12 protein-coding genes are annotated in these 13636 nt (G+C 69.0%); 8 read left to right on the forward strand and 4 right to left on the reverse strand.

Annotation, left to right across the window (positions count from 1 at the left end; translation table 11 throughout):
* The first annotated feature begins 122 nt into the window (after window positions 1-122).
* The 5 genes from ACZYZ5_RS08525 to dhaM all read left to right on the forward strand — a co-directional run bounded on the left by ACZYZ5_RS08525 (window position 123) and on the right by dhaM (window position 5662).
* Window positions 123-2255 carry a S9 family peptidase gene (locus ACZYZ5_RS08525; RefSeq protein WP_463900919.1) on the forward strand — a complete coding sequence of 711 codons (2133 nt, stop codon included), beginning with the start codon at window positions 123-125 and terminating at the stop codon, window positions 2253-2255.
* 82 nt (window positions 2256-2337) lie between these two features.
* Entirely contained in the window at window positions 2338-2847 is a 510-nt protein-coding gene (locus ACZYZ5_RS08530; RefSeq protein ID WP_463900921.1) for an amino-acid N-acetyltransferase, read from the forward strand.
* Between the two features lie 513 nt (window positions 2848-3360).
* On the forward strand, window positions 3361-4362 hold the full coding sequence (gene dhaK, locus ACZYZ5_RS08535; protein ID WP_463900923.1) for a dihydroxyacetone kinase subunit DhaK: 1002 nt from the start codon (window positions 3361-3363) through the stop codon (window positions 4360-4362).
* Window positions 4363-4364: 2 nt separating this feature from the next.
* Window positions 4365-4991 (forward strand): dihydroxyacetone kinase subunit DhaL, encoded by a 627-nt coding sequence (gene dhaL / locus ACZYZ5_RS08540; protein ID WP_463900924.1) that lies wholly within the window; start codon window positions 4365-4367, stop codon window positions 4989-4991.
* Window positions 4988-5662: a dihydroxyacetone kinase phosphoryl donor subunit DhaM gene (gene dhaM, locus ACZYZ5_RS08545; RefSeq protein ID WP_463900926.1), complete on the forward strand. Its 675-nt coding sequence runs from the start codon at window positions 4988-4990 to the stop codon at window positions 5660-5662. Before dhaL ends, dhaM begins: the two co-directional genes overlap by 4 nt.
* 10 nt (window positions 5663-5672) lie before the next feature.
* On the opposite strand, the gene ACZYZ5_RS08550 is transcribed toward dhaM, so the two are convergent.
* Genes ACZYZ5_RS08550 through ACZYZ5_RS08560 form a run of 3 tightly spaced genes read right to left on the reverse strand, consistent with a single transcriptional unit; the run spans window position 5673 to window position 7995 of the window.
* Window positions 5673-6365: a hypothetical protein gene (locus ACZYZ5_RS08550; RefSeq protein ID WP_463900927.1), complete on the reverse strand. Its 693-nt coding sequence runs from the start codon at window positions 6363-6365 to the stop codon at window positions 5673-5675.
* Window positions 6366-6389: 24 nt separating this feature from the next.
* On the reverse strand, window positions 6390-6884 hold the full coding sequence (locus tag ACZYZ5_RS08555) for a hypothetical protein (RefSeq protein ID WP_463900928.1): 495 nt from the start codon (window positions 6882-6884) through the stop codon (window positions 6390-6392).
* Window positions 6885-6939: 55 nt separating this feature from the next.
* The gene (locus tag ACZYZ5_RS08560; protein WP_498049643.1) at window positions 6940-7995 is read right to left on the reverse strand and encodes an iron-sulfur binding domain-containing protein; all 1056 of its coding nucleotides are present in this window, start codon (window positions 7993-7995) and stop codon (window positions 6940-6942) included.
* 28 nt (window positions 7996-8023) lie between these two features.
* Between ACZYZ5_RS08560 and ACZYZ5_RS08565 the strand changes: the two genes are divergently transcribed.
* The gene (locus ACZYZ5_RS08565) at window positions 8024-8764 is read left to right on the forward strand and encodes a hypothetical protein (protein WP_463900930.1); all 741 of its coding nucleotides are present in this window, start codon (window positions 8024-8026) and stop codon (window positions 8762-8764) included.
* Window positions 8765-8874: 110 nt separating this feature from the next.
* Here the strand turns inward: ACZYZ5_RS08565 and disA are convergent, their stop codons facing one another.
* Window positions 8875-9951 carry a DNA integrity scanning diadenylate cyclase DisA gene (gene disA, locus ACZYZ5_RS08570; RefSeq protein WP_463900932.1) on the reverse strand — a complete coding sequence of 359 codons (1077 nt, stop codon included), beginning with the start codon at window positions 9949-9951 and terminating at the stop codon, window positions 8875-8877.
* 447 nt (window positions 9952-10398) lie between these two features.
* Between disA and ACZYZ5_RS08575 the strand changes: the two genes are divergently transcribed.
* Both ACZYZ5_RS08575 and ACZYZ5_RS08580 read left to right on the forward strand, forming a co-directional pair.
* Window positions 10399-12012, forward strand: a complete 1614-nt coding sequence (locus ACZYZ5_RS08575) for a peptide chain release factor 3 (protein ID WP_463900934.1) — start codon at window positions 10399-10401, stop codon at window positions 12010-12012.
* 182 nt (window positions 12013-12194) lie between these two features.
* Window positions 12195-13622, forward strand: coding sequence for a protein kinase domain-containing protein (locus ACZYZ5_RS08580; protein ID WP_463900936.1), 1428 nt, complete (start codon window positions 12195-12197; stop codon window positions 13620-13622).
* Window positions 13623-13636 lie beyond the last annotated feature (14 nt).

Consider the following 13636-nt stretch of genomic DNA (forward strand, 5'->3'; position numbering starts at 1 on the left):
CCCGACTTCCCGAAAAGGAAGGCGGGGCCTTTTGCGCCTGCGCCGCCGCCGGGTCTGAAAGTACCGTTTCACTCTCGGTGAAATTGGTGTGATCCAGGGCATAGGGGGTGTTGAATCGGTGCATGGCTTCCCCCGATGCAGAGACCCTGGGCGAAAAACCCGACACACCCTTCCACGACCTGGACCATTACCTCGCGATTCCGAGGGTGGCGGGACTGGCGTTGAGCCCGGATGGCAGGCGGCTCGTCACCACCGTGGCCTCGCTGAACGCCAAGGGCACCGAATACGGCACTGCCCTGTGGGAACTGGATCCGGCCGGGCAGAAGCAGGCCCGCCGCATCACCCGCAGCGCCAAGGGCGAGGCCGGCGCCGTGTTCGCCGCCAGCGGCGAGCTGTACTTCAGCTCAGCGCGCCCGGACCCGGAATCCCCCGAAGCGGACCCGGTCAAAGCCCTGTGGGTGCTGCCGGCGGACGGCGGCGAGGCCCGCGTCGTGCTCACCCGGGCGGGTGGAGTCAGCACGCTCCTGGCCGCGAAGGACACGGGCGCCCTTTTCGTCAGCGCCGCCGTGCTGGCAGGGTCCACGGACGAGGACGACGACGAGGAACGCCGCACGGCGCGCAAGGACAACAAGGTCGCCGCCATCCTGCACAGCGGCTATCCGGTGCGCTACTGGGACGCCGATCTGGGGCCCGCCCAGCCGAGGCTCTTCGCCGTCGAACCCGGCGAGGAACAGGAACCGGGCAAGCCCACAACCGTCGACGCCACCGCGCCGCTGCAGCTCCGGAACCTGACGCCCGACGCCGGTGCCGGCCTTCGCGATGCAGAGTCAGTCGTCAGTCCGGACGGCAAGACCATTTACAGCAGCTTCGCAAAGCCGCTCGCGCGAGCGAATTCACGGTCCGTCCTCGTCGGGATCGATGTGTCCAGCGGCACCCGGACCGTCCTGCTGGACACCGAGGGAATGAGCTACTTCCCCGGTCCGGTAAGCCCCGACAACCGCACCCTTGTGGTGCTCAGCGAGAGCGACACCACGCCCGAGGCGGCCCCGCAGGTCAGGCTGCATCTGCTCGACGTCTCCGGCCCGGCATCCGCAGCTGGTACGGCAGGCGAGGCCACGCTGGTGCCGCTGGCGCACGGTTGGGACCGCTGGCCGCGCCCGGCCGCCTGGCTCCCGGACGGATCGGCCCTGCTCGTCACCGCCGACGAGGACGGCGCCTCGCCGGTCTTCCGGGTCAGCGTAAGCGGAGGCGACGCCGGCCAGATCACCCGCCTGACCGCCGACACCGCCGCCTACACCGACGTTGTGTTGGCTCCGGACGGCCGCACTGCCTATGCGCTGCGCAGCTCTTACGAATTCCCGCCGGAAGCGGTGCGCATCGACCTCGCCGGCGGCGACACCGTCCGGCTCCCTGCCCCTGCTGAGCGCCCGCATTACCAGGGCTGGTTGGAGCGGGTGGAGACGACGGCGGCAGACGGCACCCGCGTTCCGGCGTACCTGGCGCTCCCTGACGGCGCCTCGGCCGGCAGCCCAGCGCCCCTGCTGCTATGGATCCATGGCGGCCCGCTCGGGTCCTGGAACGCCTGGACATGGCGCTGGAACCCCTGGCTGCTCGTGGCCCGGGGCTACGCCGTTCTGCTGCCGGACCCGGCGCTCTCCACCGGTTACGGCCAGCACCACATCCAGCGCGGCTGGGGCGCCTGGGGCAGGGCCCCGTTCACCGACCTGATGGCCATCACCGACGCCGTGGTGCAGCGGCCGGACATCGACGAGACCCGCACCGCCGCCATGGGAGGCTCCTTTGGCGGCTACATGGCCAACTGGGTGGCCGGCCACACGGACCGGTTCAAGGCAATCGTCACTCACGCCAGCCTCTGGGCTCTGGACCAGTTCGGCCCCACCACGGACGCCGCGCAATACTGGCTCAAGGAGATGACAGCCCAGATGGCGCTGGAGAACTCCCCGCACCTGCACGTGGAGAACATCAGCACCCCCATGCTCGTCATCCACGGCGACAAGGACTACCGCGTCCCGATCGGTGAGGGCCTGCGGCTCTGGTACGAGCTCCTCTCCAAGTCCCGGCTCGCCGCCGACGAGAACGGCGAGACCGAGCACCGTTTCCTCTATTTCCCGGACGAGAACCACTGGATCCTGCAGCCGCAGCATGCCAAGGTCTGGTACGGCGTGGTCGAGCACTTCCTCGCCAGGAACCTGCTGGACAAGGATCTGCCGGTGCCCGCCGAACTGGGCCTGTAGGCCGCCGTCGGCCGGCTCGGCGGCTGGTGCGTTCGGCGCCATTTTCAGGACCAAGGGTAAGTGGTCCCCGTAAGATTGGGCTGTGACTGAGACAATCCGCATCCGCCCTGCCCGCACGAGCGACGTCGGGGCGATCAAGACGCTCGTGGCGCCACTGGCCGAGCAGCGGGTCCTCATGGCCAAGGAAACCGTGGCCTACTACGAAAGCCTGCAGGAGTTCCGGATCGCCGAGTCACCGGACGGCGAGGTGATCGGCTGCGGGGCGCTGCACGTTATGTGGGAGGACCTCGCCGAAGTGCGCACCCTCACGGCTTCGGATGCCTGGCGCGGGAAAGGCGTGGGCCACCTGCTGGTCGAGCGCCTGCTGGAGGACGCCAAGGCGCTGGGGGTCTCCCGCGTCTTCTGCCTGACCTTCGAGGTGGACTTCTTCAAAAAGCACGGCTTCGAGGTCATGGCCGACCAGACCGCCGTCGACCCCGTCGTGTATTCGGAGTTGCTCCGCTCGCACGATGAGGGCGTTGCCGAGTTCCTCGACCTCGCCCGGGTGAAGCCCAACACGCTCGGCAATACCCGGATGATCAAAACCCTGTAAAACGGTGCCCGCAGGGGGCGCCAGGGGCACGGTCTTCCCATCTATCAATTTGATGGATAAACTGAGCCCGGTCCAGGGGGTGGACCACCCGACATCCGGAGGCAAGAAATTGCACGATCGCGTGACTTTTCCAGATTTCTCTGCATTCCAAATGTCGATCCCCGGCGGGGCCGGGGCCCGGCATACCACGGATCCGGACACCGGGGACGACTCTGCCGAGAGTCCGGCGCCAGGTAGTCGCCCGGACCTTGAATCCGGCCCCGGGCCGGCACCCGGAACCGATCAGGGACGGCTCAACGCGCCGCCGTTCTCCTGGCTGGGCAGCGACGCCTGGCCGAACTTCCCGCTGTGGGCGGACAAACCAAGCTGAGGCACCCGCGGATCAGGGGAAAGCGGCCGTCCGGCAGCAGCCCGATTCCGCGCCGGGGGATGCGAAACCAGGAGCCTACCGCTGGAAGGGGCCCGGTAGTAGGGTCTAACCAAGCAGCCAGGACACCATCCAGGGAGCACGCCATGAAGAAGCTCATCAATGATCCCCGCGCCGTGGTTGACGAGTCAGTGGAGGGCTTCGGGCTAGCCCATGCCGACCTCGTCACCGTCTTTGCGGACCCCAAGTACATCGTGCGCAAAGACGCGCCGGTGGCAGGTAAAGTCGGGCTGGTCGCCGGCGGCGGCAGCGGGCACGAGCCCCTGCACGGCGGTTACGTCGGCCTGGGTATGCTCGATGCCGCCGTCCCGGGCGCCGTGTTCACCTCGCCGACACCCGACCAGATCCTTCCGGCGACGCTCGCCGTCAACTCAGGCGCCGGCGTCGTGCACATCGTGAAGAACTACACGGGCGACGTCCTCAACTTTGAGACCGCGGCGGAGCTTTCCCAGGCCGAAGGCGTTGAGGTCCGCACCGTGCTGGTCAACGACGACGTGGCCGTGCAGGACTCGCTGTACACGGCCGGACGGCGCGGCGTGGGCGGAACCGTGCTGGTGGAAAAAATCGCCGGTGCCGCCGCCGAGCGCGGGGATAACCTCGACGCCGTCGCAGCCATCGGCGACCGGGTCAATCAAAACGTGCGCAGCATGGGCGTCGCGCTGACCGCCTGCACCGTCCCGCATGCCGGGTCGCCCAGCTTTGTACTGGAGGAAAACGAAATCGAGATCGGCATCGGCATCCACGGCGAGCCCGGCCGGCACCGCATCCCGATGGAAAACGCCGACGGCATCACCGACCGACTGCTCGAACCGGTGGTCAGCGACCTCGGCCTGGCGTCCGGGGACAAAGTCCTCCTGTTCGTCAACGGCATGGGCGGCACCCCGCAGAGCGAGCTCTATATCGTCTACCGCCGCGCCGCGCAGCAGTTGGCCGCTCAAGGCGTCACCGTCGCACGGTCACTTGTGGGCAACTACATCACCTCGCTCGAAATGCAGGGCTGTTCCCTAACCGTCCTGCGACTCGACGATGAAATGACGGCCCTCTGGGATGCACCCGTCCACACGCCGGCCCTCCGCTGGGGCGCCTGACCGTGGGGCTGGACGTCAACTGGGCCCTGCGGTGGCTGACCCTCTCGGCCCAGGCCATGGCGGAGCACCGGGAGGAACTCATCGAGCTGGACCGGCCGATCGGGGATTCGGACCACGGCGAGAACATGGACCGCGGCTTCAAGGCGGTGATGGTGAAGATTGCCGAGGCGCCGCCGGAAACCGCCGGGGCGGCCCTGAAGCTGACCGCTATGACCCTGATGTCGAAGGTCGGCGGGGCCGCCGGCCCGCTCTACGGCACGGCGTTCCTCCGGGCGGGCACGGCGCTGGGCGAGGCATCCGACGTCGACGCCGCCACGCTCGCCTCAGCCTTCCAGGCCGCCAGGGACGGGATCGTGGCCCGCGGGAAGGCGGAACCGGGCGACAAGACGATGGTTGATGCCTGGACCCCGGCGGTGGACGCGGCCGCTGCCGCGGCCGGTGACAGCGATGTGCTCAAGGTCCTGGTGGCCGCCGCGGAGGCGGCAGAGGCCGGGGCCGTCTCCACCGACCCGATGCTCGCCCGCAAGGGACGAGCCAGCTACCTGGGGGAGCGCAGCATCGGCCACCGGGACCCGGGCGCCGTCTCCAGCGCACTGATCCTGCGCGCAGCCGTCGGGGCAGCTGAATGACGGTCAAGCTCGTCGTCGTCTCCCACAGCGCAAAGATCGCCGACGGCGCCGCCGAGCTTGCCGCCCAGATGGCGCCCGACGTGCTGATCCTTCCCGCCGGCGGCACCGACGACGGCCGGATCGGCACCAGCCTCGAGCGCGTGATGGCGGCGCTGGAGCAGGCCGGGGATGCCAACAGCGACGGCATCGTGGTCCTGACGGATCTGGGCTCGGCCGTGATGACGGCCGAGTCCGCGGTGGAGTTCCTGGCGGACCCCTCCTCCGTGCTGCTGGCCGATGCGCCCCTGGTCGAAGGTCTGGTCGCGGCCGCCGTGGCCGCGCAGGCCGGGGCGGATTCCGCGGCCGTGAAGGAAGCAGCGGAGGCCGTCTACCGGCCCCCGGCCGCCGCGCAGCACGTTCACGAGCACCGGCCGCCGGAGGCGACAGGGGATTTTGAACTCATCAACCAGGCCGGCATGCACGCCCGTCCGGCCGCGAAGATTGCCGGCGGGCTGTCCGGCATGGACGCCGAGGTGACCGTGAACGGCGCCGACGGCGCGTCGATGACCGAACTCATGATGCTCGCGGCAGCGAAGGGAACGGTCCTGCACGTTGAAGCCAGCGGCCCGGATGCGGGCAAAGCCGTGGATTATCTGCGCGGACTGATCACGGCGGGCTTCGGCGAACCCTAGCGGTCTGGTCTCAGGCCGCACCGGCCGCGGTCAGGTCCGGTGAGGCGGTGGCGTGGCGGGATCCGCTCCAGGCGATCCACCCGCCGGCAACCGCCATCAGCAGGGCACCGGCGGCCTGGGTCGGCAGGCTGCTCCCCGTCGTCGCCTGCCCCAGGACGACGCCCAGGAGATAGAACACGACGGCTCCGGCCGCCCAGAGCGCCCCGGCCCAGCGCGGCAAAACATGGGAACGCCACACCGCGACCCCCAGCAGGATGTTGCCGAGGAAGGCGAGCAGGAGGCCAATCAGGAACGCCCCTGTCATGGACCCCGGGAATTCCAGCTGCATCACCTCCTTGTTTCCGGCCAGGTAGGCCCTTCCGATGGCGGGAATGGCGAAGGTGGAGATCGCGGCCGGCACGAGCAGCAGGGCCGTGCCGGCGGCGGCGGTGACCATTGCTGCCAGCGCCAGGCCGCCCACCCGGGTGTTCGCCAGGCAGCAGCCCAGTGCGAAGACGCCGAAGATCGCCAGGACTGTGCCCAGCGTGCTGCCGAACAGGTGGCTGAACTGGTAAGTGTCGGCGCTGACAAACTGCGCCCAGGCATCCGGATCCCTCTCCTGGTTCGGCTGCGGCTCCAGCGTGGACCAGGCAGTGACGAGCCACGACACCGGCAGTGCCCACAGCCCGGCCCGGATCCAGCGGCTGATGTTCTGTGCGTTCACGGTGTCCGCCTTTCTCCGCGCGGTTTAGGCGGCCCGAAGGCCGTCCGAATCCAGTAGCAGTCCGGCTGAGATGAACCTGCCGCACTGCTCGCCGTACGGGTATGCCACCCGTGGCGAGAACGTCAGGGTCCGGACAGGCAGGGGGAGGCCGCCGGCGCCGGTGCCGCCCGCCGTCACCTCGATGGGGGATTCAGTGAGCCGATCCAGCATGAGCATCCCGGTCAGCGTGCCGTCCGGCGTGGAGGTTGCGGAACAGGGACGGTCCTTGCCGTCCGGTCCCGGTTCGCAGCCCTGATCCACGGTGGTGCTGCCCGGGAACAACTCAAGGTCAGCCTCCGTGCACCGCCCGTCCTGGCAGGCCTTGAGCCGGAGTGTCTTCACAGAACCGGCGTACTCGCTGGCCACCGTCAGCGCAACGACCGATGCCTGGGCGATGGCCGGGCACGCCACCTGGGGCTGGCACCCGGCGGCCAGCAGCGCGGTGCAACCCAGGCCCACGAGTACTGCGAACGTGCGCATGTTTCAGGGTAGTTCCGGCAGCGCGGCCGAGCTAGGGTCCGGCGTCCCGAGAGGATCAGGCGGGCAGCCGGAACCCCGCGGGATGCAGCTCGGCCAGCCCGTCGCTCAGCAGCCCGGCCAGCGCGCGTTCCAGCTGTTCCGGGGCGCAGCCGAGCCGGTGCAGGGCGGCCAGCGGAATGCCGACCCCGGACGGTTCGAAGCCAAGGTCGGCCGGCGCCCGGTGGAACAGCTCCGCGGCCACCGGCGACTCGGCGATGCGGAGGACCGCCATCACCGCCCCCCGCACCTGGCGGTCCGTGCCGTGCCACGCCTGTCCCTTCGGCGTGTAGGTCGGCGGCGGCTCCCCGGCTGCGAGCCAGGCGCAGGAGCCGCTGACCGGGCATTCCCCGCATTTCGGCGACCGCGCCGTGCACACCAGCGCGCCCAGCTCCATGACGGAGGCGTTCCAGCGGACGGAGGGGCTGGCGTCGTCGGGCAGTGCCTTTGCTGCAAGCCGCATCTCCGCGGCGGTGAGCGCCGGCGACGGCAGGGCCGCGCCGGAAAACAGGCGCGCTTGCACGCGGCGGATGTTGGTGTCCACCACGGTTTCGCGGCGCCCGAAGGCGAAGGCGGCGACGGCCGCCGCGGTGTAGCTGCCCACCCCGGGCAGCTCGAGCAGTTCCGCGTACGTGCCGGGAACGTTTCCGCCGTGGCTGGCGCCGACGGCGACGGCGGCCGCGTGCAGCCGCAGTGCCCGCCGCGGATAGCCCAGCCGTCCCCAAGCCCGGACCGCTTCGCCGGCGGGCTCCCGGGCCAGGTCGGCAGGCGCGGGCCAGCGCCGCAGCCATTCCTCCCAGACCGGCAGTACGCGGACCACGGGTGTCTGCTGCAGCATGATCTCGCTGACCAGCACGCCCCACGGTGTGCATTCCGACGCCCGCCATGGCAGGTCCCGGGCGTTGGCCCCGAACCAGGTGTCGAGGGCCTCATGGAGGGCGGTCAGCGGAGCGGCCGCGGGAAGGTCGACCGGGCGCGCGGCGGCCGGAGCGGTGAGGGAATCAGTTAGAGCTTTGATGGGATCCAGCGTAATAGACGAGGGCCACAGTCCGCCTGCGGCGTGGGAGGTCCCCATACCCGGCGCGGTTCTCTAGCCTAGAAGGATGGGCAGGCAAGGCAATTCAGGAACTCACGGTTCCCGCCCGGGGTCCGGCAGCGGAGCAACCCCGGGCGGGAAACCGGCGCGCAAGCCTGCGCACAAGCCCGCCAGCAAGCCCACGGGCAAAGCTGCGCGGAAACCGGCCAGCCCCGTCCACCGCCGCCGCCGGCTGTTCGTAGGCGCTGCCCTGCTGCTCGTGATCGCTCTCGCCTTCGGCGGTTTCGCCGCCGTCTCCAGCGTTGTCACTGATGGGCAGTCCAATTCCGGCGGGGGAGCGGCCCCCTCGGGCGAGGAAACGTTACCGGCCGCCAGCCCGGAAACCACGCCTTCCCCTTCGGCAACGCCGACCGGGAACGGCTGCCAGCAGAACCTCCTGTCCGTTACGGCCGCCACGGACAAGGCCGCCTACGCGGACGGCGAGAACCCGGTGCTCACTCTCAAGGTGACAAACGGCAACAAGGTGCCGTGTCAGGTCAATATTGGGACGTCGCAGATGGAATTCCTGATTACCAGCGGCTCGGACCGGATCTTTTCGTCCACTGACTGCCAGACCGACGCCACCGAGCTCATTAAAACCATCGCGCCGGGGCAAAGCGAGACGGCGAACTTCCCCTGGCAGCGCAACCGCACCGTCCAGGGCTGCGCCCCGGTTGAGGCGAAACCGGGGGCGGGGGGCGCGTACTACGTCTTCACCGCGCGGCTGGCGAACAAGACCAGCCCCAAGGCCGTGTTCCAGCTCAACTGAGCCCCATCGACCAATCCAAATCGACCAATCCCCTCACCCAATTCCCATCGACTGCTCCGTAGGCGCCGTTTTGGGGTTCCAAAACGGCAGTTGCGGAGCAATCGACGGCGTTAGAGGAAGCGGTCCAGCAGGCTTGCCTCGGCCATCCGGCTCAGGCCCTCACGGACCGTCCGGGCGCGCTGGTCGCCGATGCCATCCACGGTCATGAGGTCATCGATCGTGGCCGCCATAAGGAACTGCAGACCGCCGAAGTTGTCCACGAGGCGGTCCGCGACGGCCTTCGGCACTGCCTTCAGCCCGGACAGCAGCCGGTAGCCGCGCGGCTGGACGACGGCGTCAAGGTTGGCCTCGCCGCCGGCGAAGCCGACGATCCCGGCGATCTTGCCCAGATCAATCAGCTCGGTGGGGCCCAGGCTCACAAGGGCCTTCACGGCCTTGTCGATGTCGTCGGCGGTCGCGTCGGGACCCGAGTAATCGCGGATGATGACGTCGCTGCCGGGACCGCGGCCCACGGTCAGTTCGTCCAGCTGGAGCGAGAGCAGCCGCCCGTCCTCGCCGAGTTCGAGCACGTATTGCGAGATCTCCTCGGAAATCCGGCGGACCATCTCCTGGCGCTGCAGGGTGACGGCGACATCGCGGACCGTCACCATGGCCTCGATTTCCAGGGCCGAGAGGGAACTGGTCACCTGGTCCAGGCGTGAACGGTAGCGTTCCAGGGTGGCCAGCGCCTGGTTGGCGCGGGCCAGGACCTTTTCCGAACCCTCCAGGACGTGCCGCAGCCCGTTTACGTAGAGGGCGATGATCTGCATGGACTGGCTGACCGAGATGACCGGAACGCCCGTCTGGATGGCGACACGCTCCGCGGTCCGGTGCCGGGTGCCGGACTCCTGGGTCTCGATGCTGGAATCGGGGACCAGCTGGACGGCCGCGCGCAGGATGTTGCTGGCGTCCTTGTCGCAGATGATGGCGCCGTCCATTTTGGCAAGTTCCCGCAGCCGGGTGGGGGAGAAATCGATTCCGATGTCGAAGCCGCCGGAACAGATGGATTCGATGGTCCGGTCGATGCCCAGGACGATCAGGGCGCCGGTCCGTCCGCGGAGGATGCGCTCCAGGCCGTCGCGGAGAGCGGTGCCCGGTGCCACTCGGCCCAGGGTCGCCTTGAGTGAATCTTCAGGGCTCCGAGCCATAGACGTTCCCTTCAAAGGTGCAGGCCGCAGCCCGCAAGTGCGCCGGTTTCCGGTGATTGCCGGCAGGATCAAAAGTACTCGGTTCCCCGCTCTCCCCATAGTAGAGGCAAAGCGGGCCAACTTCCGCACGGACAAGCCCCAAAGTGGTCCATAGGGACGTCCGCGGGAGCGCCTCCGGAACGGCCCTGCGGGCGGAGGCCCGGCCGCCCACTTTTCGAGCGGCCGCTGTCCCGCATCGCGCCGGCATCCCTCCCGCTTCGCGGCAGCGGTGCGGGCTGCGATAAACTGGGAGCCTTGGGTGCTCCGTCGGCTACCCGGCGCCGCGCCCCAGCATTTCTCCACAGCAGTCCCGCACAGCCACGCAGAACAACGCGCGATCCCACCGGGCCAGCCCGATCCCGCCAACCCGGGAGCGCAACCATTCAACGCCGCAGCGAAAGTAGCACCGTGTCCCAAGACGTCCTCAGCCCCGCCCGAGTCCAGGAGATTCACAAGCAGGCGGCCAGGCGTCGGACTTTCGCGGTCATTTCACACCCTGACGCCGGCAAGTCCACGCTGACCGAGGCGCTCGCGCTGCACGCGAAGGTCATCGGCACCGCCGGCGCCTCCAGCGGCAAGTCGAACCGCAAGGACACGGTCTCGGACTGGATGCAGATGGAGAAGGACCGCGGCATCTCCATCAGCTCCGCGGCCCTGCAGTTCGGCTACCGGGACACCGTGATCAACCTGCTGGACACCCCCGGCCACGCGGACTTCTCCGAGGACACCTACCGTGTGCTGGCCGCCGTCGACTGCGCCGTGATGCTCGTCGACGCCGCCAAGGGCCTGGAAACCCAGACCATGAAGCTCTTCGAGGTCTGCAAGCAGCGCAACCTGCCCATCATCACCGTGATCAACAAGTGGGACCGGCCCGGCCTGGACGCCCTGGCCCTCATGGACGAGCTGACCGAGCGCACCGGCCTGCAGCCGATGCCGCTGACCTGGGCCGTCGGCATCTCCGGCGACTTCCGCGGCGTCTGGGACCTGCGCAATGACCGCTTCGCGCAGTTCAAGCGTAACAACGCCGGCGCCAACATCGCCCTCACCGAGTACTTCACCCCGGAGCAGGCCGCCGCCAGCCAGGGAGATGACTGGTCCAACGCCGTCGACGAGGCCGGGCTGGTCATCGAGTCCAACCTTGAGTTCGACGTCGACGCCTTCCACGCCGGCAAGGCCACCCCGATCCTCTTCAGCTCCGCCGCGTTGAACTTCGGCGTGAAGGAGATCCTTGACGCCCTCGTGGACTTCGCCCCGCCGGCCGCCCCGCGGCCCGACGTCGACGGCGCCGCACGGCCGGTCGACGCGCCCTTCTCGGGATTCGTTTTCAAGGTCCAGGCCGGCATGAACAAGGCACACCGCGACCACGTCGCCTTCATCCGGGTCTGCTCGGGCATCTTCGAACGCGGCATGGTGGTGACCCAGGGCCGGACCGGCAAGTCCTTCGCCACCAAGTACGCCCAGCAGGTCTTCGGGCGGGAACGGGAGGTCATCGACGAGGCCTTCCCCGGGGACGTCGTGGGACTCGTCAACGCCTCCTCGCTGCGCGTGGGCGACAGCCTCTTCCTGGAGGATGCGGTGGAGTTCCCCGCCATCCCGCTGTTCGCGCCGGAGCATTTCCAGGTGGCACGCTCCAAGGACCCCAGCCGTTTCAAGCAGTTCCGCCGCGGCATCGAACAACTCGAGCACGAGGGCGTCATCCAGGTGCTCCGCTCGGACGTCCGCGGCGACCAGGCCCCGGTACTGGCCGCCGTCGGCCCCATGCAGTTCGAAGTGGTGGAGGACCGCATGGCCCACGACTTCAGCGCGCCGATGCGCCTGGAGCGCCTGCCGTACTCCATCGCCAGGATCTCGACGGCGGACGCCATGCCGGCGCTGGCCAACGTGCCCGGCGCCGAGGTGCTGCTGCGCTCCGACGGCGAATACCTCGCGTTGTTCAATGATGTGTGGGCCCTGCGCCGGATCGAGAAGAACCACCCCGACCTGACGCTGCTGCCGATCGGCACGCACAACCCCGCCAAGTAGCGGCCGGCGCCCGCCCGCGGGCCGTGAAAATGGGTTGTCCGCAGGTCTTCCCGAAGCGGTAAACCGGGTTATCATAAGTAGCCTTGCTAATTATGCGGGCGCCGGATCTGAACGTTTGCCGGTTTTGGACTGATCTGCCCGGCGCCCCCGGCGGACCCCCTATAAGGGACCACGAACACCACTTGACTGAGCTCATTTCACAACCGGCACGTCCCACGCCGGCCACCCCGAAGCAGCGGATGGAATCCGGATACCTGCTGAGCGGCCGGTACCGGATCGAAGACCTTATTGGCCGCGGCAGCCAATCCACCGTGTTCCGGGCCTACGACGAACTCCTGGAGCGCGAGGTGGCGGTCAAGCTCTTCCGCAACGACGCGGACGACCTGGAGCAAGCCCGCCGGCAGGGCGAGGAAATCCGCATCCTGGCCGGTATGAGCCATCACGCCCTCGTGACGCTCTTCGACGCGGGCGCCGACCTGAGCGACCCGGCCCACCGGCTCACCTACCTGGTGATGGAGCTGGTGCGCGGGCAGGACCTGCGCCACCGCGGTGCCCAGGGTCCGCTCTCGGCGGCGCACATGGCCCACATCGGCTATGACCTGGCGGACGGGCTCTCCTACATCCACCACCACGGCATCGTGCACCGGGACGTCAAGCCCGCGAACATCCTGCTCGTGAACTACAGCAACGATGACCGCCGCCCGCGGGCCAAGCTCACGGATTTCGGCGTCGCGGTCTTCACCCGCAGCTGCCCGGTGTCGGACGACGGCGGGACCTCCGGGACTCCGGCCTACCTCAGCCCCGAACAGGCGGCCGGCGAGCCGGTCGGCCCGCTCAGCGACGTGTATTCGCTCGGCCTGGTCCTGCTCGAGGGGCTGACCGGAAAGATGGCATACCCCGGCGCGCCCATCCAGTCCGCCGTCGCGCGGCTGCTCAACGACCCGCAGATCCCCGAGGAGCTCGCGCCCATGTGGGCTGCGCTGCTGTCCTCCATGCTGGCCCGGGACCCGGCACAGCGCCCGCAGGCCCGGGAAGTGTCGCTGGCCCTGCGCCAGGAAGTCATCAACAGCGCCGCGCGCCACCGCATGGACCCGGCGCCGGCGGCCGCGCCCTCGGACGAGGAAGGCCGGATGCGAGCGGTCGAGCGCTACCGGATCCTGGACACCCCGGCGGACGGCGCCTTCGACCGGATAGCGGGCCTCGCGGCGCGGATGTTCTCGGTACCCGTGGCGATTGTCAGCGTGGTGGATCATGACCGGATCTGGTTCAAGGCCCACCACGGCACCGAGGTCACGCAGATCGGCCGCGACCCGGGGCTGTGCGCCTCCGCGATCCTGCAGGATGAGGCCTGGATTGTTGAGGACGCCGCCCAGGATCCCCGTACCCTCGCCAACCCGCTGGTGGCGGGCGAATTCGGCCTGCAGTTTTACGCCGGGGTTCCGCTGCGCACCCCGGACGGCTACAACCTGGGCACCTTCTGCATCCTGGACCGGGAACCGCGGGAGTTCAGCGCCGACGACACCCGGACGCTGCAGGACCTGGCCGCGATCGTGATGAACGACCTTGAGCTGCGCCTGCAGAGCCGGGAAGCGCTCACCCGACAGGCGTAGTCGACGGCGGGGCG

It is taken from the genome of Pseudarthrobacter ribosi (assembly GCF_055412865.1).

Bases quoted from the DNA above. Each gene is read 5' to 3' on its own strand.
- ACZYZ5_RS08555 (WP_463900928.1), bottom strand. From the start codon at position 6,884: ATGCGCACGTTCGCAGTACTCGTGGGCCTGGGTTGCACCGCGCTGCTG.
- dhaM (WP_463900926.1), top strand. From the start codon at position 4,988: ATGACGGTCAAGCTCGTCGTCGTCTCCCACAGCGCAAAGATCGCCGAC.
- disA (WP_463900932.1), bottom strand. From the start codon at position 9,951: ATGGCTCGGAGCCCTGAAGATTCACTCAAGGCGACCCTGGGCCGAGTG.
- dhaK (WP_463900923.1), top strand. From the start codon at position 3,361: ATGAAGAAGCTCATCAATGATCCCCGCGCCGTGGTTGACGAGTCAGTG.
- ACZYZ5_RS08560 (WP_498049643.1), bottom strand. From the start codon at position 7,995: ATGGGGACCTCCCACGCCGCAGGCGGACTGTGGCCCTCGTCTATTACG.
- ACZYZ5_RS08565 (WP_463900930.1), top strand. From the start codon at position 8,024: ATGGGCAGGCAAGGCAATTCAGGAACTCACGGTTCCCGCCCGGGGTCC.
- ACZYZ5_RS08525 (WP_463900919.1), top strand. From the start codon at position 123: ATGGCTTCCCCCGATGCAGAGACCCTGGGCGAAAAACCCGACACACCC.